The following is a 24,310-nucleotide window of genomic DNA, read 5'->3' on the forward strand; positions in this document are numbered from 1 at the left end:
AAGGGCGCCCTCAGGCGCCCTTTTTTCTTACCTGGTCTTGTACAACTCGCCCAGCCAGTCGGGCTTGCTCTTGTCGCGCTCGAGGTGCGGGTACTTCAGGCCTTCGTGGTAGTCCACCTTGATCGTCTTGTACTGGTCGAAGTTCTTCACCAGCAGTTCGATCGGGGCCTTGCCGGTCTTCGCATCGGTGACGGCATCCTTCAGCACGTCGCCGCTGAATTCCTTGTTGTTCACCGCCACGATGTGCATGCCCGGCGAGAGGCCGGCATTGAAGGCCGGACCATCCCAGCGCACGTCGGAGATGTCACCCTTGGCCGACACTGCAAAGCCTGCCGAGTAGGTGAGATCGGTGTAGCCCCGCTTGGACTCGAACATCTTCACCACGTCGGAGGGCTTGTCGTTGTAGACCAGCTTCCAGCCGCCGCGCTCGATGCCTTCGATGTCGCCCTTGTGGCCGTAGACGCGATCCTTCAGGTAGGTAGCCCAGTCGTACGGCGCGATGCCGTTGAGCGTGCTGGCCACGTCGTCGAAGGTGTACGGATTGACCTTCCAGTCGCCGTCCTTCATGCCGAAGAATGCCTTGGCGAAATCGTCGAGCGAGCGCTTGTTCTTCGTGAGCTCACGCAGCTTGGTGTCCACGTCGAGCCAGATCATCTGGCCGCCCGAATAGTAGTCTTCGCTCATCTGGTAGTTGCGGTACGAGAGCGGACGACGCTGGGCGATGGTCGGATCGTTCGTGGTGTCGCCGATGGTGCGCCAGGACAGGCCCGGGCGACCCTGGTCATACGTGGCGGCGACAAAGGCGAGCAGTTCGCGCGCCTGGTCCTGCGAGACAAGGCCCGCACGCGCGGCCACCACATTGCCCCAGAACTGCGTCTGGCCTTCGTACACCCACAACAGGCTGTCGCCCATCGGCACGTTGAAGCTCGGCGTGGCGAGATCGGCACCGCGACGATACTTGCCGTCCCAGGAGTGGTTGTACTCGTGGGCGAGCAGGTCGCGACCGAGCCAGTTCTTGTCCCATTCGGTGAAGTAGCCCGGTGCAGCGCTGTTCTCGGACGAGCGATGGTGCTCGAGACCGATGCCGCCGAGCTGGGTGGTGAGCGCCAGCAGAAAGTCGTAGTGGTTGTAGTGGCGCGCGCCGTAGAGCTTGTCCATCTGCTGGACGAGCTTGCGGTGGATCTCCAGCGCCTCGGGCTTGATCTCCAGCGACTTGGCATTGTCGGCCACGATATTCAGGTGCACCGGCGAGCGACCATTGGGATCGAGGTCCACGCGCTTGAAGTAGCGACCGGCGAAGATCGGCGAATCGACGAGGTTGTCGAAGTCGATGGCCTTGAAGGTGACGGTGTCCCCGTCCTTGCTGGACTGCTCGAGCGCGGTGCCGAACTGGAAACCGGCCGGCAGCTTCACCGACGGCTCCACCTGCACCTTGTCGGCGCGGTAACCCGCCGGGTACAGCGCCACCTGGTTCCACTGCACGTTGACGATGTCGTTCGTCATCACGATGCGGCCCTGGCGCGGGTCCTGCGGCGTGAGGGTTTGGAATTCCACGTCGACCTGGGTGGCACCGGCCGGCACGTCGATGTGGAAGGCATAGACGTTGTACTCGTCGCGCTTCCATTCGATGCGCTTGCCACCGGCATGCACGATGAGGCCGGCGAACTGGTCGATCGGGCCCGTGGGCGAATGGTGGCCCGGGATCCACTCCGGGAACAGCAGGGTCAGCGGACCGGCCTGCGCGGGAATGGATTCCTTGACGCGGATGATGCGGCGGTCGAGATCAGTGGCGTCGACGTTGAGCTTCAGGGTGCCGTTGAACGGCGCGTCCTGGATGGGCGGAACGTCGTCCGCGCGGACGGCGGTAGCGCCGACACCGGCCAGGGCGGCCAGCAGCGCGGAGGCAAGAAGGGTGGATTTCACTACAGTCTCCCGGAAAACAAATGGGCGCCCGGCCGTCCTTGCGAGCAAATCGGCGCGCTCCCCTGTGGATTGCGCAAGACACCGATGCTAGCTCTCGTTCAGGGAGAGGCCCTATGCCAGAGGTCACGGGTGGGCGGAATGGCCCTTGTCAGGAAAGGAGAACGTGTTCGCAGGTTTCCACGACGGCATGCGGATATGCCCTGCGGCTATATCGCAGGATTCATATAATACTGCGCCCGGCCAGCATGCAGACCGGCGACGGGATCAGGACTTCTAGGGATCAAGGAACCAACATGCACAACACCATGCTCCGCACGGCCATCGCTGCCGTGCTGCTCGCCGCACCGCTCGCCGCCACGGCTGAATCGTCGTCCGCCTCTGTTTCGCAGACAGGTCCCTTCATCTCGGTGACGACCGGCGCATCGCGCTTCGATATCGACCATCGCCCGACGAGCGACGCGAACTACAAAAAAGAAGATCGCAGCAGCACCGGCTTCGGCATACTCGGCGGCTATCGCTGGGTGGTGTCGCGCCCCTTCTCGCTTGGCGTGGAAGCTGGGTATGTGAATCTTGGCAAGGCCACGTGGCGTAACGATCGCGGTGGACTTTCCACGCATTACGCCCTGCGCGAAGAAACCAGGAGCGATGCCATCGTCATCGGCGTCAATGGCAAGTGGGATCTCCCGTATGACCTTCGCCTCACCGCACACCTGGGCGTGGCGCACCTTCGCACCCGCTCCGAAGGCAGCGAGGAATACAGCTATATCCAGGTCTACGACAACACGGTGCGCTATCGTCATACCTCGTTCGATAACCGTATCTACGGTGGCATCGGCGTGGGTTACGACTTCAGCGAGAACATCGGTCTGGCATTAACGTTCGATCGTTATACGTTCAAGCCCAATGGCAAGGGCGACAACGGCAAGACGGCCCACGTGAACCTGGTTGGCCTGACCGCCGAATATCGGTTCTGGTAAGACGAACATAGGAAGCGGCATCGCGTCGATCAACGGGATGCCGCTTTACCATCCAAAAAGCTGCTTATATCGCCAGCCCGGATACAAACTGTCATAAAGCGCATTCAAAGCGTCCGCCTTCTGATACATGGGATCACATTCTGGACGCACATTGATTTGCGTACTGTACGTAACAATTCCCCTGGTTTCCCAGACACGGCTTGGTCCGTCATGGGCACGATAATCCCATGACCATCCGGGCTCAGGATGCTCTGGTACCAAATGGTCGATAACGCCCCCAGGGCAGGGGGCGATGCCTCTTGCCTTAACGCTGAATGGCGGAAATAACATCGTCAACGCAAGCAAGAGAACTGCGATCGAATATGCCGATCGGGCCTTTCCCAAACCCATACCCATCACACCCTCCGTCTCTTCGAAGACGCCGCAGCATCCCTGGCAGTCAGCGAAGATGCGCGCGATGTGGATGGCCTCTGGATTCCACACCTCCGCCTAAGCCGCGTAACGCGACTAATGCGCATACTGGCTGACCCGATTATGACCTACCCAGCTATCCGCACCAACATCTCTTAACTCGAAAGGACGCATGGCACTATCGCAATAATTTCAGCTGACAGCAAAGAAAGTCACATTGACATTTCTTGCTTTTTAAATAATCCAAAAGCTCATGGATCCAGATCGACGAACCATCATCAATCGTGCCCTCGAAGGAATTTTCAATCGCGCACAGCGAGATCAATGTCGCCGGCCTCGCGAAAGTCGGCGACGGACACATGCTCACCAAAAGAGCGACACCAGCGCAATAATTACGGTAAACATCCAATCAACTTCTTATCTCGCATTACCAAAGTACATAGTAATTTACATTTCCAACAGCGCGATCAAAACGACGAATCTTCAGATCAGGTGCAATTGCATCTCGAAATAAACCGACAGTATCTTGATCATGCCATGCAAGGTCAGAAACACCACCCGAAAACTTGTCTGCCGCGACGTAGTCTCCTGAATAGGGCCTCGTTCCTTGTCTCCATCCATAGAGGTTGACGTACTTCTCCCCTGGCCCTGCGATTGCTTTCGAAACATCTCGTCCAAAAACTACGGAAGTCATCGATGAAAGCAGGATAATCGCCAACAAAGCTGCGAACATCCTTCTACTTGAAACATATTCCGGCAACGTACTCATGGTGTCACCTCGTCAAAGTATCGAACGCTATTTCATGATTTCTCATTCATGACGAGCAAGACCCTCGTCGTGAGGTAACTGCAATAAGATTCCCTACCACGATACAAGTGTCACGAAAGCAGCGTAATCACCGCGTTGCTCGTATGCCTTGAATCATCCGCAGCGCCAACGGCATAAGTGCCCAAGCCATCGACACCGCACCAAGACCCTTGGAGGCGCACCGATGAAAGAAAGGGACCCTCACCGAAACGATGCTGCATCCATGTACTAACCAAGCGCACTGACGGCAACTTCTCACGCCCCTCATGAGGAGACTATGGAAGGGAATACACGACAGCGTTGCTTTCGTGCGTACCATCATCTGCACTGCCCGCAGCCACTGCACCACTCTTCGACACGGCGGTAGCTATCTCATTGGATCCGCCACTGAGAAGCGGCTCGACAATCAGGGAGGGTGATGCAGACGTTGGATCAATGGAGGCCGCGGCGATGTGACCGTCCCCCGTTTCCCCATTGATCACAATGCGGTCATTGCTGCCAAATCCAGCGAGCACGATGCTATTCGCCTGGACGCCAGGGCCACCGGGCGAAATCCGGGGAACGAGCAATTGCTTTCCTGTGCCAGGTTCCCAGTACCCAACGCCCGATTTACCGTTGACATCCTGATAGGCATAGACGACGTGCCCAGCGTCATTCATGGCGGCCCCGACCGTCAAAACCGGATTCCCCCCGGCGGCTAGGGTAAGCGCCTGGCCGACCAGCGGCGAACCACTCCACCGCACGGCCCGGCTACGAGGCGGCGCATCATAACGACACGTGCCGAGTACCTGTCCAGAGGCATTGATGCTCGATGCCATGCATTGCTCTACATTGGCCGGTGGCGCACCTGCGGGCAAGGGAGGGTTCGGCAGGACGGTCATGGTGTACCCCACTCCCGTCCACGTGGCTACCTTCGGCTGATTGGTGATGGTGGTACCCAACAACGGCGTTGTCGGACAATTGACAACCACCGTGGGATTACCGCTCCCTCCTGACTGCACATCAGAGAGAACGCAGTTGTCGCCCGCACTTGATACCTGTGTGGCTGTGGCACTGTTGGGCGCCCACACAACAGCGGTCGAGTTCACCGCGGGTGCCGCTCCTACACTCTGTCCGCCGACGAATCCCTGATCGTTATAAGCCGTCGCCCTGGAAGAAACATCGGACGCCAGACCAAGCAGTCCCGACAGCGGAGCCAGTTTCAGTGGTGAGGCACCTGAACCGGCCCATGTCACGGCATAGAACTGGTTGTTTCCGTAATCACATTGGCCTATCACGGATCCTGAATTGGAAATGCCAGAAACGCCGCAGGCTTTTCCCGCCACCGGTACCGTCAGCGATACCTCCGCACCTGCCATAGCGATCCATGGAACCGTAGGCAGATTGACACTGCCAGGTGTGCAAACGCCCGCCGCCGTACCGGTATCGTTGATGTCCACCGCCACACATTGCGCCCCTGATATATGGCCTAGATTGGTAGTGACTCCTGCTCTGGCGTGCGGCGCTACGGCACTGATGATCACTGCGAGCACACAACCTGCGTATCTACTGTTGATCGATTTCATGACCAGCCCCGTGCAACGACGACATTGTCGATCGCACGTTATTCCCCGAACATTCCCGGCGGATGTATCTCATTAGTTATAGGTAAAAACTAAATCGTTTTTCTTATCAGCCATATGCGCCAGGCATTCCGCTTTCGCATGGCATTTGCCGTTTATGCAGGGGAAGCATCAAATGTGCCAGCGGAAAATCACCCAGAACGCCACGGCGGCGGATGTCGCAAAACCCATGCCAAACATAGCAGCGCGAAACACCAGAAACGCCGTCTCACGCTGCGGATGAATCCATACCTGGATCATCAGGTGTTGAAGTGCCAGCAATGCGACAACGGCGCACGCAAAGGCGGCGACGGTCGATGAAGACCAGTACGATGATCAGCATCAACAGTAGCGCCAGGGTGATCTGGATCACTTCGATGCCCATCATGGTGTCACCTCGCTGGCCACGCGCGACAAAGGGCCATCGAACAGCACCTGCGTGTGAGCGCGACGGATGCAGAGGTCACCGATGGCGACGAGCGCGGCGATGCCGCCCAGGGCCAGCGACAGTTCGTTGCCGTTGCCTTCGTCGCCGCCTTCGCTAGCCCATTCCGCCAGCAGGCTGGCGGTGCCGCGTGCGTAGGCGAGCCATTCGTGGTTTTCGTTGAGGAGCGCGTCGGTGGAGGCGTCGTCGTCTTCCAGAATCCGGTGGGGGGGGGGTGGTGTCTTTCATGGCGTGCTCGTTGTGTCGGGCTTTCGCTTCGTGACGGTCGCGCGCGAGGCGCGCTCCTACAGTGGGTTTCGGCACGGTGCGGGGTTCGGCGCGGGGTGCGTGGGTACAACGAGCATACCTGCCGCGACAAACCCACCTACCGTCGTTCCAGCGAACGCTGGAACCCAGCGCGATGCAGAGGGTTCTCGCGAACACGTTTCCTACGTAAAGCACGATGCAATGTGGTCGCGTTGCTGGTGAACCGGGGCGCTGGGTTCCTGCGTTCGCAGGAACGACGTGAGGGGTAGTTGCGTTGGTTGGGACCGACTGCGTGACTATCTGTGTGGCTTTATCAGGGCAACGTGGTGAGCACCGCGTTGTCGTTGTGCCCGGCATCCTGCGCTACGCCTGCGGCGTAGCCGCCCAGCCGCGAGATCGCCTTGAGTTCGCTGTTCGTGCCGCCCGGCAACTGTGCAATGGGAGCGACCATGCCCGATGATGGATCGAACACGGCGGACTGTTTGTTGCCCGTCGCGTTGTCGCCCACGACGATGATGCGGTCGTTATCCGCGAAACCTGTCGCCGTGAGGCTTGCACCCGTGACAATGGGTGGCAGAAGCACAGGCATGTTGCTCAGTGAATCCAGATAGCCGACGCCGTCCTTGCCGTCATCGGTCTGATAGGAAAACACGATATGGCCGGCGCTGTTGATAAACACACCACCATTGCGCTTGCCGATCACGTCGCCCGCGAAATTGGGAAGCACCATCAGTGATGGCGTGGCCGTTGCACTGGCCCAGATCGCCGTCTGGCTGAAGGGTGAGGACGGATAGATGCACGAGCCAACAACCTGCCCGGCACTGTTGAGGCCCGCAGCCACGCAATAGGCACTCCCTGGCGCTATCGCCAGCGGCCGCAGATCGTAGGTTCGCAATGCCCCAGTCGGCGTGGCCACCTTGGCGATGGACTGGCCGTTGGGCGCAGGGCAGTTGAGCAAGATGCTCGGCAACGCACCGCCTACGGTATCGTTGATGGCGGCGACCTGGCAGTTGTCGCTAGAGGCGGATACCAGCAGCGCGGTGCCGCTGCCCGGGCTCCAGAGCGAGGCCGTGGAGCTGCCGTCGAATGCCACGCTCTGGCCCGCCACATAACCCGACTGATTGAAAGCCTTCGGTATCGTGCGGACATGCGCATCGATACCGAGCAGCCCGACAAGGGGTGCAAGCTTGAGAGGAACGATCGACGGGCCGCTCCACACCACACCGAAAGGAACGCTGGTCTGATCCAGGCAGCTGCCAACCACCGTACCGTTGTTGGCAATGCCAAGCACGCTGCATGAAATACCAGAAGACAGGCCCGCCAGCCCTGTCTGTATGTTACGTACCATCATCCACGGAATCGGCGCACCGTTGTTAGTGCCAGGGATACAGGTACCTACCGCCGTCCCCTGGTCGTTGACACCTGTGGCGCGACACTGCGCACCGATGTTGTGCCCGAGATTGACCAAGGTGGCGGACATCGCTGGTGCGGCGTGAAACGCCGCGGCGATGAGAACGAGCGAAAGAGGAGCGAACGACGCATGTTTCATGGCGAACTCCTTTATCAGCGAACAACGGGACAGAACGCCCCGTTACCGCGGAAAGGAGTTACACGAAATGTCCGTGCCGATTCTCATATTTTTGGAAAACCGGCCGTTTCTGCGTCATCTTTGGGTTTGCATGAACTTCCAATAAGCCTGTCCTACATGCATGTCGCCACAACCTGCCGAATAAGCGCAAAGAATCCTACAACCAAAGATGGGTTTCATTAAATTAAAAAAAAATATCCAATCAACGGACGATAAAAATGCCACTCAAAGGAAATGAAGATGACAACACCATTGGAAAAGAAGCAGATTGCCGAGCATGATGTAGAGCTCTTTAGTCAATATGATGCAATGTACTATCTTGCACCGTTGTCCGGAGATATCACGACCTGGTCCATGCCAGACGATGAACATGGCAATAATGACTGCATGTTCACTATTTATGACTACCATTACCGCACTGAAACTGCGCCGCTCGACCTGCCGGTAGTGGAATGGGCTTCGTACTCAGACCGAAATCCATACACGCTTGATGTGAAGCTCAATGGTGGTCGTATCGGCCAGATTCTCACCGTCATCATCTTCAATAATTATTCGGAACGTTCAACCATTCAATTTCGTCTGAATGGAGAGAACGTCGGCGACCCCATTGAACTGCACAACAGGAACAACAAGCCTGATCAGATGCAGATTGTCACTAATCCGCCGGGTTTCGATGTCAATGGATTCCAGGTCGTGACACACGGCATTTACTCTCCGGTCATCGGCCCCGTTTCGACCAGCAGGGTGTCGCAACCCAAGCCGCTCGGGCACCATCACCCAGAACGCCCTGACTGGCGGAAGGCCGCGCGCCTGCAGGCGCGCAGAACACGATAAGACCTCGCAACAGGGGCGGCTCATTGCGCCGCCCCTGTCGAGGTCATCAGCTTCTGGCGGGAATCTTCAAACCGCGCTGCACGGCCGGGCGCATCAACCCCGTCTCCAGCCACCGCTTCACGTGTACGTACCCATCGAAACCAACGAGTTCCCGCGCCTCGTAGAAAGTAATCAGATTATTCACCCAGCCGATCGTGGCGATATCGGCAATGGTGTACTGGCCGGCAGCAATCCACTCACGACCTTGCAGGTGTGTGTCCAGCACGCCAAGCAATCGCTTTGCCTCCGCCACGTAGCGATCACGCGGGCGCTTGTCCTCGTATTCACGGCCAGCGAACTTATGGAAGAAGCCCAGCTGGCCGAACATCGGACCAATGCCTGCCATCTGAAAGTACAGCCACTGGAGGGTTTCCCAGCGGCCTGCGGCATCGGCAGGAAGGAAGCGACCGGTCTTCTCGGCCAGGTATTGCAGTATTGCGCCGGATTCGAACAGCCCCAGCGGTTTGCCGTCCGGGCCGTCGGGATCGATCATCGCGGGGATCTTGCCGTTGGGATTGAGCGATTCGAACTCGGGCAGCTTGCTCTCGTTCTTGCCGATGTCCACGAGGTGCACCTCGTAGGGCAGACCAAGCTCTTCGAGCATGATCGATGCCTTGACCCCGTTGGGCGTGGGCAGCGAATACAACTGGATGCGGTCCGGATGCACCGCCGGCCAGCGGCGGGTGATGGGGAAAGCGGACAGATCGGCCACGCGACGGCTCCTTTGAACATTCAAGGAGCAAATACTGGAGACGCAATCCTTTCGATTCAATACACCCCGGCGAGGATCGGGGCGGCCAGGAGGTTCGCCCCGTCCTGGGGCCATCATTCGCCCGGCGGGTTCAGCTTGCTGTGGCGCGCGCCGTAGGCGAAGTAGACCACCAGGCCGATCACCATCCAGATGGCGAAACGCTCGAAGGTGATCCACGGCAGGCCGGCAATGAGGGCCAGCGAGAACAGGATGCCGAGCGGCGCCGTGAACCACACGAACGGCGTGCGGAACTTGCGTTCAAGATCGGGCTTGCGCTTGCGAAGCACCAGCACCGAGGCGCAGATGAGGATGAAAGCACTCAGGGTACCGATGTTGACCAGCTCTGCGACCTCACCAATGGGGAGCAGGCCGGCCACCAGAGCAGTGAATACGCCGAGAATCATCGTCGGGCGTGCCGGCGTGCCGAAGCGCGGATGCACGCGTGAAAACCAGGCAGGCAGCAGGCCGTCGCGTGACAGGGCAAACCAGATGCGTGCCGCGCCGAGCATGAAGGCGAACAGCACGCTGATCACGCCGATGACGGCGGCCGCGGCGATGACGTTACCGATCCACGGCAGGCCGATAGCGTTAAAGGCGTCGGAGACCGAGGCATCACCGCTCAGGTGCGAGTACGGCACGATGCCGGTGAGCACGAGCGACACGGCGATGTAGAGCACCATCGCCACGAGAAGCGAAAGCATCACGGCACGCGGAAGATCGCGCTGCGGATTCTTGGCTTCTTCCGCCGCCGTGGTGAGGGTGTCGTAACCGAACACCGCGAAGAACACGACGCTGGCGCCCGTGAGCACACCCTGCCAGCCGAAGCGGCCCACGCCCTTGTCGTCGAACACGCGCTCGGGAATGAACGGGTGCCAGTTGGAAACGTCGATGTAGAAGGCGCCCACGCCGATCACCAGCGCCACGCCGATGACCTTGATGGCGACGATGAAGGTGTTCAGGCGTGCGCCCCACTCCGTGCGCACCGAGAGCATCACGGCCACGAGCAGGCAGATGGCGGCGGCGATGACGTTGAAGCGATGGTGTTCGGTGGGCGCGGCAACCGGGTGCGCGGGCTGGATGCCCACGGTGCCCAGGAACTGCTGCCAGTACCAGGTCATGGTGTCGGCGCTCATGCTCTTCTGCGCCCATTCGGGCAGGTGCACACCGGCGCTGGCGAGCAACACCTGCACGTAGCCGGACCAGCCGATGGCTACCACCGCCACTACCAGGGCGTATTCGAGCAGGAGATCCCAGCCGATGATCCAGGCCGTGCCCTCGCCGAGCACCGCGTAACCGTAGGTGTAGGCGCTGCCGGTGACCGGGATGAGGCCGGCGAACTCGGCGTAGCAGAGCGCCGCGCAGGCACTGCCCAGGCCGGCGATGATGAAGCTGAGCGCCACGGCCGGGCCGGCGTTCATGGCGGCCTGCTGGCCGGCGAGCACGAAGATGCCCACGCCGATGATGCCGCCGATACCGATGGCGGTGAGCTGCCACAGGCCGAGCACGCGCCGGAAATCCCGGCGCTGGCCGACCTCCGCCTGCAGTTGTTCGACGGATTTGTGGCGTAGGAACCTGGCGAGCGACATCGATGGAATCCCTGGGGGCACAGCAGTGGCCCGGGATCATAACGCGTGTCGTGTAGGAGCGCGCCTGCGCGCGACCAGGGGTGGCGAAAACCCGGAGATGGCGATTTCGTTCGGCCGGTCGCGCGCGAGGCGCGCTCCTACAGGGTCAGCGGGCGTCTACGGCCTTGCGGCCCAGGGCCGGGTCGTCGGTGAAGAAGGCATCGATGCCCGTGGCGAGGTAGGCGCGGATTTCCTTCACCGAACCCTCATCGTTGCGCGCCGCATCACCCGCATCGTTGCGGAAATCCGCAGCGAGGAAGTGGTTTTCCGGGCGGAAGGTGTACGGATGCACCTCGAGGCCAGCTTCGTGGGCGTCGTGGACCAGCGGGGCCACGGGAGCCAGTTTGCCGTCCTTGCCGAGCGGGATGATGCTGCGCGTGGCCGGGCCGATGGCGTCCGCATAGGTAGCCACGGCCTTCAGGCCCTTCGGCGACATCATCTGGCCGTAGGTCATGTCCGGCTGGTCGGGCACGTGGTCCGTCTCGCCGCCCATCAGCTGGAGCAGGCGCACGTTCGGGTGCGACTTGCCCAGCTTCTCGTGGATGTACTTGAGGTTGCCGATCTCGAAGGACTGGATCTCCACCGGTGCCGTGCGCGTGTAAGCATGGGCGGCGAGAACCGCCAGCAGCTTGTCTTCCATGGGCAGGCCGATGCCGCGGAAATACGTGGAGTGCTTGATCTCGGGAATCATGCCGATCACGCGACCGTGTGCCGACGATTCGGCCGCCACGAACTCGATCATTTCCTCCAGCGTCGGCACGGTGAACTGGCCGTCGTAGGCCGTGTTGGCCTTGCGGATGTCCGCAAGGCGTTCACGTGCACGCAGGGTCTTCAGCTCGGCGAGCGTGAAATCCTCGGTGAACCAGCCGGTGATCTTTACCCCGTCTACCGTCTTGGTGGTGCGGCGGCTGGCGAACTCCGGATGCTGGGCCACGTCGGTGGTGCCGCTGATCTCGTTCTCGTGACGCACCACCAGCACGCCGTCCTTCGTGGAGACCAGGTCGGGCTCCACGAAATCCGCGCCGTCCTTGATGGCGACGGCATACGAGGCCAGCGTGTGCTCGGGCCGCAGCGCGCTGGCGCCACGGTGACCGATCACCAGGACCCGGGCCGCGAGCGGCCGGGCTTGCTCAGCATGGATGGACATCGACAGCGCTCCGAGCGAAAGGGCCAGGGCGCAGGATAGAGCAAGCGTCTTCATCAGAAGTCGGCCGACAGGGTGACGAAGCTCTGGCGCGGGGCGCTGGCGTGGAAGGCCAGGGCGCGGCCCTGCGGGTCGGTGGCACCGAACGCCGTGAGGTTCGAGGCGTAGCGGTGGTCGGTAAGGTTGGTCACGTTCAGCGCAAGGGTCAGGGCCTTCAGCTGACCGAGCTGGCCGAAGTTATAGCTGGCGCCGAAGTCGAACGAGGTGGCACCGGCCACGCTCTGGTCATTGGTGTAGGTGTAGTAACGCTTGCCGGTGTACTTGCCGCGCAGGCTGGCCGACCACGGGCCGTAGGTGTAGCTGATTTCGCTGGAGAACAAGCGCTTGGGCGTGTCCACCGTGGTCTTGTTCTTCACCGGAACCACCTGGCCGTTGGCGATGTAGTTGTCATCGTAGGTCGAATCGTTGAACGAGGCCGAGTTGTACCACTGGAAGCCGTGGAACGGCTTCCAGATGAAGGTGAACTCCGCACCCTGGCTGCTCACCGAGCCCACGTTCACGAACGCGGTATTGCATCCCGGGCGCGTGTTCTGCTCGATGCTGGGGCAGGGGTTAAGCGATAGCAGGCGGTTGTTGAACTTGACGTCATACAGCGCGACTGACGCTTCGTACCAGTCGCCAACGCTGCGGAAACCGCCGTCGATGCTGCGCGACTCTTCGGGACGCAGGCTCGACTTGGTCTGGTCGAACGCCGCCTGGGTCACCAGCAGCGGACCGCTCGCGCCGCCGCCCTGGAAGGCCGCGATGTTCTTGGCGTACGACAGGAAGAACTCCTGGCCCGGAGCGACCTGATAGGCCAGGCCGACCTGCGGCAGGAACGACTTGCTGGCCTTCAGCGTGCCATTGGCCAGCGGGCCCTCCACGCTCACACCCGGGGTTTCACGTGCCATCATCGTCGTGTGCGGGCTCTTCACGCCCACGTCCACGGTGAGGCGGTCATCCAGTGCCTTGAAGGTGTCCTGGATGTAGGCCTGCTTGGTGGTGATGGTGTAATCCTGTGAGAACAGGCGACGGTCCGGGTTGGACAGGAAGCGATCGTCGCTGATCGGGCCGGTGATGTAGTAGAAGTTGCGCTCGACGTGGTGATCGTTCTTCTCGTACCACACACCGCCTTCGATGTGATGGTTGCCCAGATCCCAGGCCAGCGATGCGATGGCACCGTTGCGGTTGATCGTGTAGTTGGTGCTGCGGATCGAGATCGGCAGCTCCTGGGCCGTACCCGGGTACGACTTCTGTCCCGGCGCCCACCAGTGGCCCTGGCCTTCGTCTTCGTGGTGATAGACCTGGGTATGCAGCGTGGCGCCCTCGGCCACGGTGAAGTCGCCAGCGAGGTAGTACAGGTCGTCGTTGCGCAACGCGCGGCTCTGGTAGTAGGCGTCGTCGATGTTGTCCACGCCGCCGGAGAAGCCGCAGCGCGGGTCCTTCACGTTGCCCTTGGTGTATGCCGGTGCACAGTAAGCGGCGGCAAGGGCGCGGTTCCAGTCCGGGGCGTAGAGGTTCCAGTCCCAGCCCAGGCCGCGCTGCATGCCGCTCTTGGAGAGGTAGGCGTAGTCGGCCTGGCTCGTGCGCGAGGTATCGGCAAAGCCAGTAATGCGGTTGCCGTCACCGAACTCGAACACGGCCTTGCCGTTGAACTGCTTGGTACCGGTGTCCGAATGCGGCTGGGCCCACATGTCGGCGTTGGCCTTGGCGCCCGACAGGTACATCGAGAAGCCCTTGTAGTCGCCGGTATCGATGCGGGCATAGGTGCGGCGGTTGTGGTCGCTGCCGAAGGTCTGCGCCACCTTGCCGCCGAAGGTCTTCGACGGGTCGGACGAGAAATACTGGATGGCGCCGCCGAGGTTGCTGGTGGAAGCGGTGCCCAGGGCACCGATGCCTTCGGACAGTTCCACGGTGGACATGTTCTCGGCGATGAGGGCGCGCGAGATGTTCAGGCCGTTGTAGTTGCCGTAGGCGTTGTCGCCCAGCGGCAGGCCGTCGAGGGTGTAGCCCAGGCGGGTGGTGTTGAAGCCGCGCAGGGTGATGGTCTGCGATTCCTCGTTGGCGCCAAAGGCGTCGTTGGACTGCACCGATACGCCGGGCAGGCGGTTGAGAATCTTCTGCGGGCTGGTACCCGGCGGCAGCACCTTTTCGTCGTCCGGGACGATGCGCTGCACCTGGCGGGTCTCGCCCTGGCCGATGACGGAGACGGCTTCCAGGTCCTGCGTCTTCGGCGGCGGGGCGTCGTTGTCGGCAGCGTGGGCCTGGAAGGCAAGCGCGGAGGCAAGCGCGAGGAAGATGGCGCGGCGGGAATAAGTCATCGACAGACGAGCTCGTCGGGGAGGGGAAGCCGCCAAGCGTGAAGATTTTGTATGTAGGTTTTCTTACGATTCGATGATTTAAGACGAATTATCCGTTTCTATCGCAAATTGTCGGAATGTAGTCGTCCTTTAACTGCAACATCGCGGCAGCACCATGGCAGGCTTTTTTTGACACCGGGGAATCCTTCGATCATGCGCCGTCTTGCCCGCCTTGCCGCCCTGCTGCTCACGACGCTTACCGCCGAAGCCCACGCCCATCGGGTGATCGTGTTCGTCTGGGACGGCATGCGCCCCGACGCCATCAGCGAAGAGGACACCCCCAACCTGGCAGCGCTGGCGAAGCGCGGCAGCTTCTTCGCCGACAACCACGCCACCTACCCCACCTTCACCATGATCAACGCGTCGAGCTTCGCCACGGGCTCGTTTCCGGGGACGATCGGCTTCTTCGGTAACCGCTTCTGGGCGCCGGGGGCGAAGGGTTTCGATGCCAAGGGGGCAGCCAGTGACTTCGCCGCGCCGATGTTCACCGAAGATTACGCGGTGCTGCGAGCGCTGGACGATCACTACCACCACGACCTGCTCGAAGCCCCTACCCTGCTCGAACGCGCCCGCAAAGCGGGGCTGAAGACGGCGGTGATCGGCAAGTCGGGGCCGGCCTTTCTCCAGGATATCCACGAGGGCGGCCTGATTCTCGACGAGAACGTGGCGTTGCCACTGGCATTTGCGAAGAAACTCGCGAAGGCGGGGCTGCCGTTACCTGCGAATACCGTACAGGCTTACGACCCGGATCACTTCCATCTTGAGCCCGACAACGGCGTGCCGACGGCACAGCTGCCGCTGGTGATGTTGAAGGATGGCGCCAGCTCGGATGCGTCGGACGGTGCGGGCGCACCGCCCACGGCATCGAACGAATACCTGATGAATGCATTCCTGTCGTACGTGCTGCCGGTGGAAAAGCCCGACGTCAGCTTCGTATGGCTGCGCAATCCGGATTCCACCGAACATGCCTATGGTGTCGGCTCGCCCAATTTCCACCTCGCCATCCAGGCGCAGGATGTGCTGCTGGGCAAGCTCCAGGCAAAGCTGAAGGAACTGGGCATGGACGCCGATACCGATCTGGTCATCGTGTCGGATCATGCGCATAGCAATGTATCCGGGCCGCTGGACATGTTCCCCTTGCGCACGATCGGTGACGGACGCGTTGGTCGTCCCGATGCAGACTGGGGTTACTCCGTGTCGGGTGGCATTCGCCTTGCGGATGAGATGACTCGCGCAGGCTTCACGGTGTTTGACGGCTTCGGTTGTGTGTATGCACCGGTAATGTCGGGCATTCGTGCCGATGGTACGCAGCTGCATCCCACCCGCTTCGACGATGACGGTCGCGTATGCGGCAAGCCGGGGCCGTATACGACACCTTCCTACAAGGTGCCTGTCGATCTGCCATCGCAGGCCTTCGTGATCGCTCCCAATGGCGGCAGTGAATATCTCTACCTTCCGTCGCATGATCGCGAGAAGATCGTCGATGCCGTGCGTTTCCTGCAATCGCACGAAATGTTCGGGGCGATCTTCGTCGATGCGCGCTACGGAAAGATTCCGGGCACGTTGCCGCTGTCGTCGGTGCACCTGAAAAACAGCCGCTCGCCGGACATCATTGCCAGCTATGATTACAATGCCGATGCCGTGGTGCAGGGATTCAAGGGCACGGTCTACAACAGCATGTCGAACGAACGCGGCATGCATGGCAGCTTCAGCCCGGTGGATGTGCACAACCTGCTGATCGCGAGCGGACCGGATTTCCGACAAGGCTTCCGTAACGAACTGCCCAGCGGCAATGTGGATCTCGCGCCCACGCTGGCTTCGGTGCTGAAGCTCGATCTCGGCAAGACGGACGGTCGCGTGCTGCGTGAAGCGGTGGCCACCCGTAATGCAGATGGCCTGTCGGCGAAGCCGGCCGATATCGTCACCGATACGGCCACCGGGCTCGATGTCCGTCGCGTGGATGGCTCGTCGATGGGGCGCAGCAGCTACCGCTTCGTGCTGAAGACCAGACAGCTTGAAGACAACGGCAAGACCTACACCTACTTCGACCAGGCCAAGGCCGAACACCTGTAGGAGCGCGCCTGCGCGCGACCGATGGTGCCAAGCAACACTGTAGGAGCGCGCCTTGCGCGCGACCGATATGGGCGAATGCCATCATGATGCGCCATCGTTTACCCCGGTCGCGCGCAGGGCGCGCTCCTACAAAGGCGGTTTTCTGGTAGTTTTCCGCGCGCATTCAACGAAACCGGACACCCTACGATGTTCAAGCCCCTCGCACTGGCCACGCTCTCGGCCGCCCTGCTCGCCGCCTGTGCCGGCACGCCCGCCGCGAAGACCGGCAAGCCCGCCACGCTGGCCGATGGCGCGACGCTGGACCTCGCCATCCTCGAAACCACCGACGTTCACTCGAACATCCTTTCCTACGACTACTACAAGCAGAAGGAAGACCCGAGCTTCGGCTACGAGCGCGTCGCGACGCTGATCCGCCAGGCTCGCAAGGAATTCCCGAACACGGTGCTGTTCGATAGCGGCGATACGATCCAGGGCAGCGTGCTGGCCGACTACCAGGCACTGGTGAAGCCGGTGGGCTGCGATACGGAACTGGGCATCTACAAGGCGATGGATGCCCTGGGCTACGACGGAGGTACCGCCGGCAACCATGAATTCAACTACGGCCTGCCCTTCCTCGCGCAGGTGACCAACACCGCGATGAACGTCGATGGCGTGACCCCGCGCCAGTGCGCCGGACCGAAGTTCCCGCTGGTGCTTTCCAACGTCTACAGCGCACGCGACGGCAAGCCCATCTTCAAGCCCTGGACCATCGTCACCAAGACGGTGAACGTGAAGACGGCATCGGGCCAGACCGTACCCACCGAACTTAAGATCGGCATCATCGGCTTCACGCCGCCGCCGATCATGGACTGGGACAAGCGCAACCTCGCCGGCAAGGTCACGGTGGATGGCGTGGTCGAAGCGGCACAGAAGTACGTGCCCGAAGTGCAGGCGCAGCACCCGGACCTTATCGTGGCGATCCTGCATGGTGGCCTGAACACAGCGCCGTATACGCCGCAGATGGAGAACGGCGGCTGGTATCTTGCCGGTGTGCCGGGCATCGATGCCATGTTGCTGGGTCATTCGCATACCGAATTCCCGGGGCCCGGTTTCGCTACCATGAAAGAGGTGGACGACAAGCGCGGACTCGTACGTGGCGTGCCTGCCGTGATGGGTGGTTTCTTCGGCAAGGATCTGGGCGTCATCAACATGACGCTAAAGCGCTCCGATGGCCGCTGGGTGGTGCAGAAGGACCTGAGCCATAGCCAGGTGCGTCCGATCTGCGTGAAGAAGGGGCAGTGTGTCGAGGCGGATCCGGCCATCGCACCGCTGGTGCAGGAAGCGCACGAAGCCGCCGTGGCTTACGTCAATACGCCGATCGGTGCTACCGATCATGACCTGTCGAGCTACTTTGCCGATGCCGGAAACATGACGGCAATCGCCGTGGTGAATGCCGCGCAGATCGAGTATGCGCGTGACGAGCTTTCGCGTTCGCGCCCGGACCTGAAGGATGTGCCGGTTCTTTCGGCGGCGTCGGCGTTCCGCAACGGTTTCGGTGGTCCGGATGATTTCACCGATGTACCGAAGGGTCCGCTGACGATCCGTAGTGCTTCGGATCTGTATTTCTATCCGAATACGCTGGCTGCCGTGAAGGTGGATACGGCTGGCCTGAAGGCGTGGCTGGAGAAGTCGGCTACGCGTTTCAACCAGATCGATCCGTCGAAAGAGGGCGAGCAGAATCTGCTCGGGAAGATGCCTGGGTACAACTTTGATCAGATCCAGGGCGGCATCACCTACACCATCGACATCTCGAAGCCGGAAGGCCAGCGCATCGCGAACCTGCGTTACAAGGGCAAGCCGGTGAAGGACGGCCAGCCGTTCATCGTGGTGACGAACAACTACCGTGCCAATGGGGGCGGTGACTTCCCGGGCATGGGTGGCGATTCGGTGGTGTTGAACGCACCGGATGGCAATCGTGAAGTGGTGATCAAGTGGGTGCAGGAGCACAAGACGATCACGTCGAAGGATGTCGATGGTCGCTCCTGGCATTTCGCGCCGTTGAAGACGAAGGGTGCGGTGACGTTTACTTCGGCCTCCGGCAAGGATGACGTGGCGAAGTCGCTCGGCCTGCCGATTCATCAGCTGCGTGATAACGGCGATGGCACGGCGGTGTATGCCGTGGATCTTTCGAAGAAGTAAGCATGCCCGATCCCGCTGGAACGACCTCACCGTCGTTCCAGCGGAAGCTGGGACCTGGCGCGGGGCAATCGGTTGTCGCGAGGGTGTCTCCAGCGCCAAAGCCGATGGGACGCCTCCGCCGTGCTGGTGAACCGGGGCGCCGGGTTCCTGTTTTCACAGGAACGACGGGTAGGTGGGGTGTCGCATCGTGACGCCGACACCCCTCTTGACACACCGCACAAAACGGGCATACCGTCGGCAACATGTATTCCACCTCGCCAGCGCTGATGTCCCGAACGGCCGTCCATACGGCCCGCGCGCTTGCGTCCATGACCACCACCGCGACTACGACCACTACGACCATTACCATGGTCGGAGGATCGGAGACCGCGCGCGCTTAAGTTCTTGTCGCTGCCGGCCCGACCTCCCGCAGGACGGGACGGGCGCCGGAGAACCTAAGGCAAACATCCCAACCTGACGCGAACGAAGGGCCTCAAACTGGAGGCTTTGCTCGTGTCCATTGCTGACGTCTTACCCCATTCGCCCCTGCGTGCAGCGCCCTTGCGCCTGCCCGCAGGCCCCCTCGTCGTCGACCTGGGCGTGATCGGCCCTGGCAAGGTAGGCAGTGCGCTGCTTACCCAGCTACGCCTGGCGGCACCCCGCCTGCTGCGCGAGTGCAACCTGCAACTGCGCTTGCGTGCCGTCAGCGATAGTCGCCACATGTGGCTGGACTGCGACGACGACGCCCTCAACAGCCGTATCCACGGCGCCCAGACCTGGCGCCCCACCGCCCTCAACGAGTTCGCCGCCTACGTGGCCGGCCGCGGCGACAACGTGGCGGTCCTCGCCGATTGCAGCGCCAGCGATGCGGTAGCCGAGCACTACGCCGGCTGGCTCGGTGCCGGCATCCATGTGGTGACCCCGAACAAACGGGCCGCCAGCGGCCCCCTCGACCGCTGGCATCGCATCGCCCAGGCCTCCAACGCCAGCGGCGCGCGCCTGCACTATGAAGGCACGGTCGGCGCCGGCCTGCCAGTGGTGCAGACGCTGCGCGACCTGATCGACACGGGCGACGAACTGCTCTCCGTGGAAGGCATGCTCTCCGGCACGCTGGCCTGGCTGTTCAACCGTTTCGACGGCTCGCAGCCGTTCTCCGCCCTGGTCCGCCAGGCCCACGAGATGGGCTATACCGAACCGGACCCGCGCGACGACCTTTCCGGCGTGGACGTAGCCCGCAAGCTGGTGATCCTGTCCCGCGAGGCCGGCCTGCCGCTGTCGCTGGAAGACGTCGACGTGCGCAGCCTGATCCCGGCCTTCCTGACGGACTGCGACCGCGCGGAATTCATGGACCGGCTGGACGAGCTTGACGCCCCCATGGCCGCTCTGCTGACCGAAGCCCGCGCCAGCGGCGGCGTGCTGCGCCATGTGGCCCGCCTGCACGAAGGCCGCGCCAGCGTGGGCGTGCAGGTGCTGGGGGCGGATCATGCCTTCGCCCATGCACGGCTCACGGACAACGTCGTGCGTTTCGCTACCCGTCGTTACTGCGACAATGCGCTGGTCGTACAGGGGCCGGGTGCCGGCCCCGAGGTCACGGCGGCGGCGGTCTTCACCGACCTGCTGCGCGTGGCCGGTGCCATGGGAGTAAAACGATGCGCATGATGAACGAAGTTTCCCCGCCCCAGGCCCGCACGGATATTGCGCAGGCCGAGGCTTATGCCAGTGTCGGCAACGTCGGCATCGGCTTCGATATCCTGGGTCACTGCGTGGCCGGTGCGGGCGATCGCGCGGAAGTGCGCCGCATCGCCGAACGCGAGGTGCGCATTGCCGGCATCCACGGCGTGATCACCGACCTGCCCCTGAACGCCCCGGACAACACCGCCGGCGCGGCACTGCTGTCGCTGCGCAACGCGCTCGACCTGCCCTTCGGTTTCGAAATCACCCTGCACAAAGGCATCGCGCTCGGCTCGGGCATGGGCGGTTCGGCCGCATCGTGTGTCGCCGCGCTGGTAGCCGCCAATGCACTGCTCGACGAACCGCTGTCCCGCGAGGCGCTGTATCCCTTTGCCCTCGACGGCGAAGTGGTGGCCAGCGGCAGCCGGCACGGCGACAACTTAGGTCCCATGCTGCTGGGCGGCCTGGTGCTCTCCACTGACAAGCGCCTGGTTCGCGTGCCGGTACCGGCCGAATGGCATTGCGCGCTGGTCCATCCGCATGTGGTGCTGGAAACCCGCAAGGCCCGCGCTGCGCTCGCCGGGCACTACGCACTGGGCGAGTTCGTGGCGCAGAGCGCCAACCTCGCGATGGTGCTGGCCGGTTGCTATCGCGGTGAGGCCGCGCTGGTTCGCGAAGGGTTGTCCGATGTACTCGTGGAACCGCGCCGCGCACCGCTGATTCCGGGCTTCGGCCGCGTGAAACAGGCCGCGCTCGATCATGGCGCCATGGGCGCCAGCATCTCCGGCGCCGGTCCCAGTGTGTTCGGCTGGTTCGAGGATCGCGCTTCGGCCGAAGCCGCATCGCGCGCCATGCGCGGGGCCTTCGCCGACGAAGGCCATGCCGCCGACGTGATCGTGGCGCCCATCGATGGCCCTGCGGCGAAGGTGGTCTGAGCATGCGTTACGTCAGTACGCGCGGCCAGGCCGCACCGGCCTCCCTGTCGCAGGCCATCGCCGCGGGCCTCGCGCCCGATGGCGGGCTCTATGTCCCCGAGGCCATGCCGAAGGTGGGCGCCCTGCCCCGTGACGGCTACCTCGCTACCACCGCTTCGCGCATGCTCGCGCCGTTCTTCGCGGATGATCCACTGGCCGCCGAACTGGATGCGATCTGCGCCGAGGCCTTTGCCGCCCCCGCGCCGCGCCGCGAGCTGCGCATCGACGGAGGCCATCTGCTTGAGCTGTTCCACGGCCCGACCGCCGCGTTCAAGGACTTCGGCGCGCGCTTCCTCGCCGCTTGCCTGACCCGCCTGCGCCGCGATGAAAACCATCCGCTGACGATCCTCGTCGCCACCTCGGGCGATACCGGCGCAGCCGTGGGTGCCGCGTTCCACGAGGTACCGGGAGTTCGCGTGGCGATCCTCTATCCCGATAACCGTGTCTCTCCGCGCCAGGCCCATCAGCTGGGCAGTTTCGGCGGCAATGTGCGCGCATTGCGCGTGGAAGGCAGCTTCGACGACTGCCAGCGGCTGGTGAAAGGTGCCCTCGGCGATGCGACCCTCCAGGCCGATGTGCCGATGTCCTCGGCGAACAGCATCAGCCTGGGACGCCTGCTGCCGCAGATGGCCTATTTCGGTCATGCGGCGCTGCAGGCGGCCTCGCCCATGAACACCATCGTGCCCACCGGCAACCTCGGCAACGCCGTGGCCTGCCTGTGGGCGAAGCAGACCGGCCTGCCCATCGGCGAGGTGGTGTTCGCCTGCAACGCCAACGAGACGCTGCCGGAGTTCTACGCCGGACAGCCCTATCGCGCGCGTGATGCGGTGCCGACCATCGCCAACGCGATGGACGTGGGCGCTCCCAGCAATTTCGAACGCCTGCGCCACCTGTTCGGCAACGAGGACGAGGCCCGTCGCCACGGACACGCCGAGCGCGTGGACGATGCGGAGATCCGCGACACCATCCGCCGCCATGCGGCCAACGATGGCGAGGTGTTCTGCCCGCATACCGCCACGGCGATCCGGGTGTTCGAGCGCCTGCGCCTGCGTGGTGATACCCGCGCCTGGACCATGGCTTCCACCGCGCACCCGGCCAAGTTCGACACCATCGTCGAGCCGCTGGTGGGCAAGCGCGTTGAGGTGCCCGACCCCCTGGCGATCATGCTGGCCCGCAGTGCCAGCGCCGAACCCATGGCCGCCGACGGTCGGATCTTCGCCGACTGGCTGCGGCACTGGTGAGCCGGACGATCAGAAGCGGTAGCTGATCATCAGGCGGTTGTAGGTCCAGGGCAGGTTGGCGGGGTTCAGGCCGTTGCTGCCGCCGACGGTGCGCTCCCAGCGATTGCGGATCTGGAGGCCCTTCACCCAGCGGTCGAGCTTCCAGATCACGTCGAAGTAGAGATCGTGGCTGCGGCCCCGCCAGCGGGTGTCGTACTGGGCATAGGCGGCGGCCAGCTGAAGCTCGCCGTCGAAGAAACCGTAGCCGGCGCGGGCCTTCCACGCCCGGCCCGGGCCCTGCTCCACAAGGCCGCGAAGCATCGAGGTGGTGAACAGCGGGTCGGTGGCGTAGCCGTTGCTGTAGGGCGAGATGATTGCACCGCCGCCCACCGCGCCCTGCCGGCCGCCCAGCCGGTTGTAGGCCAGCCCGAAACTCGCCGCGCCCAGCTTCGCCCCGGCCTCGACACCCCAGGCCCGGGCATCCACCCTGTCACCCGCGACGCCGTTCACGCGGGTTTTCGTCTCCACCAGCACGTTGTCGCCGCTGCTGCCGGTCTGGCGCAGCACCTGGGCGCCGACATAGGGCACGAGGCCGCCGATGGCGGGAAAGGTATAGGAGGCATCCGCGTAACCCATCCGGCCGAAGCCGCGGAAGTCGTAGTACCAGGTGCGGGATTTCCACGGGCCGGCCGCATAGGTGCTGCCGATGGCCGTGGTGCCGCTGGTGGCCCGGGCCGTGACCGGCAGCGTGCCGTTCTGCCCGTACATGGTGTCGCCACGCCAGCGCGAGGGGTAATAGACGTTGTCGGCCAGGAAGCCGTCGGAGGTGCGGCTCTTCCAGCGGATGGTGCGGATCGCCTGGAGCGTCCAGCCGGGTGAGACCTCCACCGAGAGGTTGAGCGCCCGGTACGAGGCCGGGATCACCCGGGAATCGGAGGGGCCCATCCAGGGGGTGTCCAGGTACTGGTCGCCCGCGCGCACGGTGACCCCGTGCCCCGCGTATTCGGCATAAGCCTGGGAGAAACCGCTCAGCGAAGGTCCCAGGGCCATCAGCGAGGCATCGATCCGGGAGGGTAGATCGGAGCGGGTGCCCAGCGATTGCGCCGAGAACCCGGTGGCCGCGAGGCGGAATCCGCCGACGCTACCGCTCTTCACCGTGAACAGGCCGGCCAGCGACCAGGCCCGCTCGTCGTGGGCGTTGCCCGAATCGAAGACCCGGTCGAAGCGATACAGGCGCAATTCGCCGTCGAAGCGGCCGTCACCGATGAAATCCTCGGCCTGGACACCGCCCGTGGCGCAGGCCAGCGCCATGGCAAGAGAGGCACGCCGACGCATCAGCGGCCCCCTTGCGTTGCATTCACCGTCGCCATCACGCCCCGACTCCATGACAGAAAAAAGACGCCGAAGGTAGCACGGGAAGAACT

At 62.7% G+C, this 24,310-nt stretch carries 17 protein-coding genes; 7 read left to right on the top strand and 10 right to left on the bottom strand.

The window, feature by feature from the left end; translation table 11 throughout:
• Positions 1–27 precede the first annotated feature (27 nt).
• A complete protein-coding gene (locus HBF25_RS16420; RefSeq protein WP_166950275.1) occupies positions 28–1,923 on the bottom strand; it encodes a M61 family metallopeptidase in 1,896 nt (631 codons plus the stop codon).
• Positions 1,924–2,216: 293 nt separating this feature from the next.
• Between HBF25_RS16420 and HBF25_RS16425 the strand changes: the two genes are divergently transcribed.
• Positions 2,217–2,900: an outer membrane protein gene (locus tag HBF25_RS16425; protein ID WP_166950276.1), complete on the top strand. Its 684-nt coding sequence runs from the start codon at positions 2,217–2,219 to the stop codon at positions 2,898–2,900.
• A gap of 838 nt (positions 2,901–3,738) precedes the next feature.
• Here HBF25_RS16425 and HBF25_RS16430 read toward each other — a convergent pair.
• The 4 genes from HBF25_RS16430 to HBF25_RS16445 form a co-directional block, all read right to left on the bottom strand.
• A complete protein-coding gene (locus HBF25_RS16430; RefSeq protein WP_166950277.1) occupies positions 3,739–4,080 on the bottom strand; it encodes a hypothetical protein in 342 nt (113 codons plus the stop codon).
• Positions 4,081–4,394: 314 nt separating this feature from the next.
• Positions 4,395–5,684, bottom strand: a complete 1,290-nt coding sequence (locus HBF25_RS16435; RefSeq protein WP_166950278.1) for a hypothetical protein — start codon at positions 5,682–5,684, stop codon at positions 4,395–4,397.
• A gap of 265 nt (positions 5,685–5,949) precedes the next feature.
• Positions 5,950–6,108: a hypothetical protein gene (locus tag HBF25_RS16440; RefSeq protein WP_166950279.1), complete on the bottom strand. Its 159-nt coding sequence runs from the start codon at positions 6,106–6,108 to the stop codon at positions 5,950–5,952.
• A gap of 616 nt (positions 6,109–6,724) precedes the next feature.
• Positions 6,725–7,960 carry a hypothetical protein gene (locus HBF25_RS16445; protein WP_166950281.1) on the bottom strand — a complete coding sequence of 412 codons (1,236 nt, stop codon included), beginning with the start codon at positions 7,958–7,960 and terminating at the stop codon, positions 6,725–6,727.
• A 279-nt stretch (positions 7,961–8,239) separates the two neighbouring features.
• Here HBF25_RS16445 and HBF25_RS16450 point away from each other — a divergent pair, with 279 nt between their 5' ends.
• Positions 8,240–8,833 (top strand): hypothetical protein, encoded by a 594-nt coding sequence (locus HBF25_RS16450; RefSeq protein WP_166950283.1) that lies wholly within the window; start codon positions 8,240–8,242, stop codon positions 8,831–8,833.
• 46 nt (positions 8,834–8,879) lie between these two features.
• Here HBF25_RS16450 and HBF25_RS16455 read toward each other — a convergent pair whose 3' ends face one another.
• From HBF25_RS16455 to HBF25_RS16470, 4 genes are all read right to left on the bottom strand, one after another.
• Positions 8,880–9,584, bottom strand: a complete 705-nt coding sequence (locus HBF25_RS16455; RefSeq protein ID WP_166950285.1) for a glutathione S-transferase N-terminal domain-containing protein — start codon at positions 9,582–9,584, stop codon at positions 8,880–8,882.
• Positions 9,585–9,697: 113 nt separating this feature from the next.
• On the bottom strand, positions 9,698–11,209 hold the full coding sequence (locus tag HBF25_RS16460) for an amino acid permease (RefSeq protein ID WP_166950287.1): 1,512 nt from the start codon (positions 11,207–11,209) through the stop codon (positions 9,698–9,700).
• A 145-nt stretch (positions 11,210–11,354) separates the two neighbouring features.
• Positions 11,355–12,395 (bottom strand): glycerophosphodiester phosphodiesterase, encoded by a 1,041-nt coding sequence (locus HBF25_RS16465; protein WP_166950289.1) that lies wholly within the window; start codon positions 12,393–12,395, stop codon positions 11,355–11,357.
• Between the two features lie 53 nt (positions 12,396–12,448).
• Positions 12,449–14,752, bottom strand: coding sequence for a TonB-dependent receptor (locus HBF25_RS16470; RefSeq protein ID WP_166950291.1), 2,304 nt, complete (start codon positions 14,750–14,752; stop codon positions 12,449–12,451).
• A 192-nt stretch (positions 14,753–14,944) separates the two neighbouring features.
• Here HBF25_RS16470 and HBF25_RS16475 point away from each other — a divergent pair, with 192 nt between their 5' ends.
• The 5 genes from HBF25_RS16475 to thrC all read left to right on the top strand — a co-directional run bounded on the left by HBF25_RS16475 (position 14,945) and on the right by thrC (position 22,907).
• Entirely contained in the window at positions 14,945–16,864 is a 1,920-nt protein-coding gene (locus tag HBF25_RS16475) for an alkaline phosphatase family protein (protein WP_166950293.1), read from the top strand.
• 186 nt (positions 16,865–17,050) lie between these two features.
• Entirely contained in the window at positions 17,051–19,042 is a 1,992-nt protein-coding gene (locus HBF25_RS16480) for a bifunctional 2',3'-cyclic-nucleotide 2'-phosphodiesterase/3'-nucleotidase (protein WP_166950295.1), read from the top strand.
• A 486-nt stretch (positions 19,043–19,528) separates the two neighbouring features.
• Positions 19,529–20,680 carry a homoserine dehydrogenase family protein gene (locus tag HBF25_RS16485; protein ID WP_166950297.1) on the top strand — a complete coding sequence of 384 codons (1,152 nt, stop codon included), beginning with the start codon at positions 19,529–19,531 and terminating at the stop codon, positions 20,678–20,680.
• Entirely contained in the window at positions 20,677–21,627 is a 951-nt protein-coding gene (locus HBF25_RS16490) for a homoserine kinase (RefSeq protein WP_425483502.1), read from the top strand. Before HBF25_RS16485 ends, HBF25_RS16490 begins: the two co-directional genes overlap by 4 nt.
• A 2-nt stretch (positions 21,628–21,629) precedes the next feature.
• Complete coding sequence (gene thrC / locus HBF25_RS16495; protein WP_166950299.1) at positions 21,630–22,907, top strand: threonine synthase; 1,278 nt, start codon at positions 21,630–21,632, stop codon at positions 22,905–22,907.
• A 9-nt stretch (positions 22,908–22,916) separates the two neighbouring features.
• On the opposite strand, the gene HBF25_RS16500 is transcribed toward thrC, so the two are convergent.
• The gene (locus HBF25_RS16500) at positions 22,917–24,221 is read right to left on the bottom strand and encodes an OprD family outer membrane porin (RefSeq protein ID WP_166950301.1); all 1,305 of its coding nucleotides are present in this window, start codon (positions 24,219–24,221) and stop codon (positions 22,917–22,919) included.
• Positions 24,222–24,310 lie beyond the last annotated feature (89 nt).

It is taken from the genome of Luteibacter anthropi (genome assembly GCF_011759365.1).
Taxonomy (GTDB): domain Bacteria; phylum Pseudomonadota; class Gammaproteobacteria; order Xanthomonadales; family Rhodanobacteraceae; genus Luteibacter; species Luteibacter anthropi.

Excerpts from the sequence above, each read along its gene's own strand:
- HBF25_RS16425 (WP_166950276.1), top strand. The coding sequence starts at position 2,217 with ATGCACAACACCATGCTCCGCACGGCCATCGCTGCCGTGCTGCTCGCC.
- HBF25_RS16430 (WP_166950277.1), bottom strand. The coding sequence starts at position 4,080 with ATGAGTACGTTGCCGGAATATGTTTCAAGTAGAAGGATGTTCGCAGCT.
- HBF25_RS16435 (WP_166950278.1), bottom strand. The coding sequence starts at position 5,684 with ATGAAATCGATCAACAGTAGATACGCAGGTTGTGTGCTCGCAGTGATC.
- HBF25_RS16440 (WP_166950279.1), bottom strand. The coding sequence starts at position 6,108 with ATGATGGGCATCGAAGTGATCCAGATCACCCTGGCGCTACTGTTGATG.
- HBF25_RS16445 (WP_166950281.1), bottom strand. The coding sequence starts at position 7,960 with ATGAAACATGCGTCGTTCGCTCCTCTTTCGCTCGTTCTCATCGCCGCG.
- HBF25_RS16450 (WP_166950283.1), top strand. The coding sequence starts at position 8,240 with ATGACAACACCATTGGAAAAGAAGCAGATTGCCGAGCATGATGTAGAG.
- HBF25_RS16460 (WP_166950287.1), bottom strand. The coding sequence starts at position 11,209 with ATGTCGCTCGCCAGGTTCCTACGCCACAAATCCGTCGAACAACTGCAG.
- HBF25_RS16465 (WP_166950289.1), bottom strand. The coding sequence starts at position 12,395 with ATGTCCATCCATGCTGAGCAAGCCCGGCCGCTCGCGGCCCGGGTCCTG.
- HBF25_RS16470 (WP_166950291.1), bottom strand. The coding sequence starts at position 14,752 with ATGACTTATTCCCGCCGCGCCATCTTCCTCGCGCTTGCCTCCGCGCTT.
- HBF25_RS16475 (WP_166950293.1), top strand. The coding sequence starts at position 14,945 with ATGCGCCGTCTTGCCCGCCTTGCCGCCCTGCTGCTCACGACGCTTACC.
- HBF25_RS16480 (WP_166950295.1), top strand. The coding sequence starts at position 17,051 with ATGTTCAAGCCCCTCGCACTGGCCACGCTCTCGGCCGCCCTGCTCGCC.
- HBF25_RS16490 (WP_425483502.1), top strand. The coding sequence starts at position 20,677 with ATGATGAACGAAGTTTCCCCGCCCCAGGCCCGCACGGATATTGCGCAG.
- thrC (WP_166950299.1), top strand. The coding sequence starts at position 21,630 with ATGCGTTACGTCAGTACGCGCGGCCAGGCCGCACCGGCCTCCCTGTCG.
- HBF25_RS16500 (WP_166950301.1), bottom strand. The coding sequence starts at position 24,221 with ATGCGTCGGCGTGCCTCTCTTGCCATGGCGCTGGCCTGCGCCACGGGC.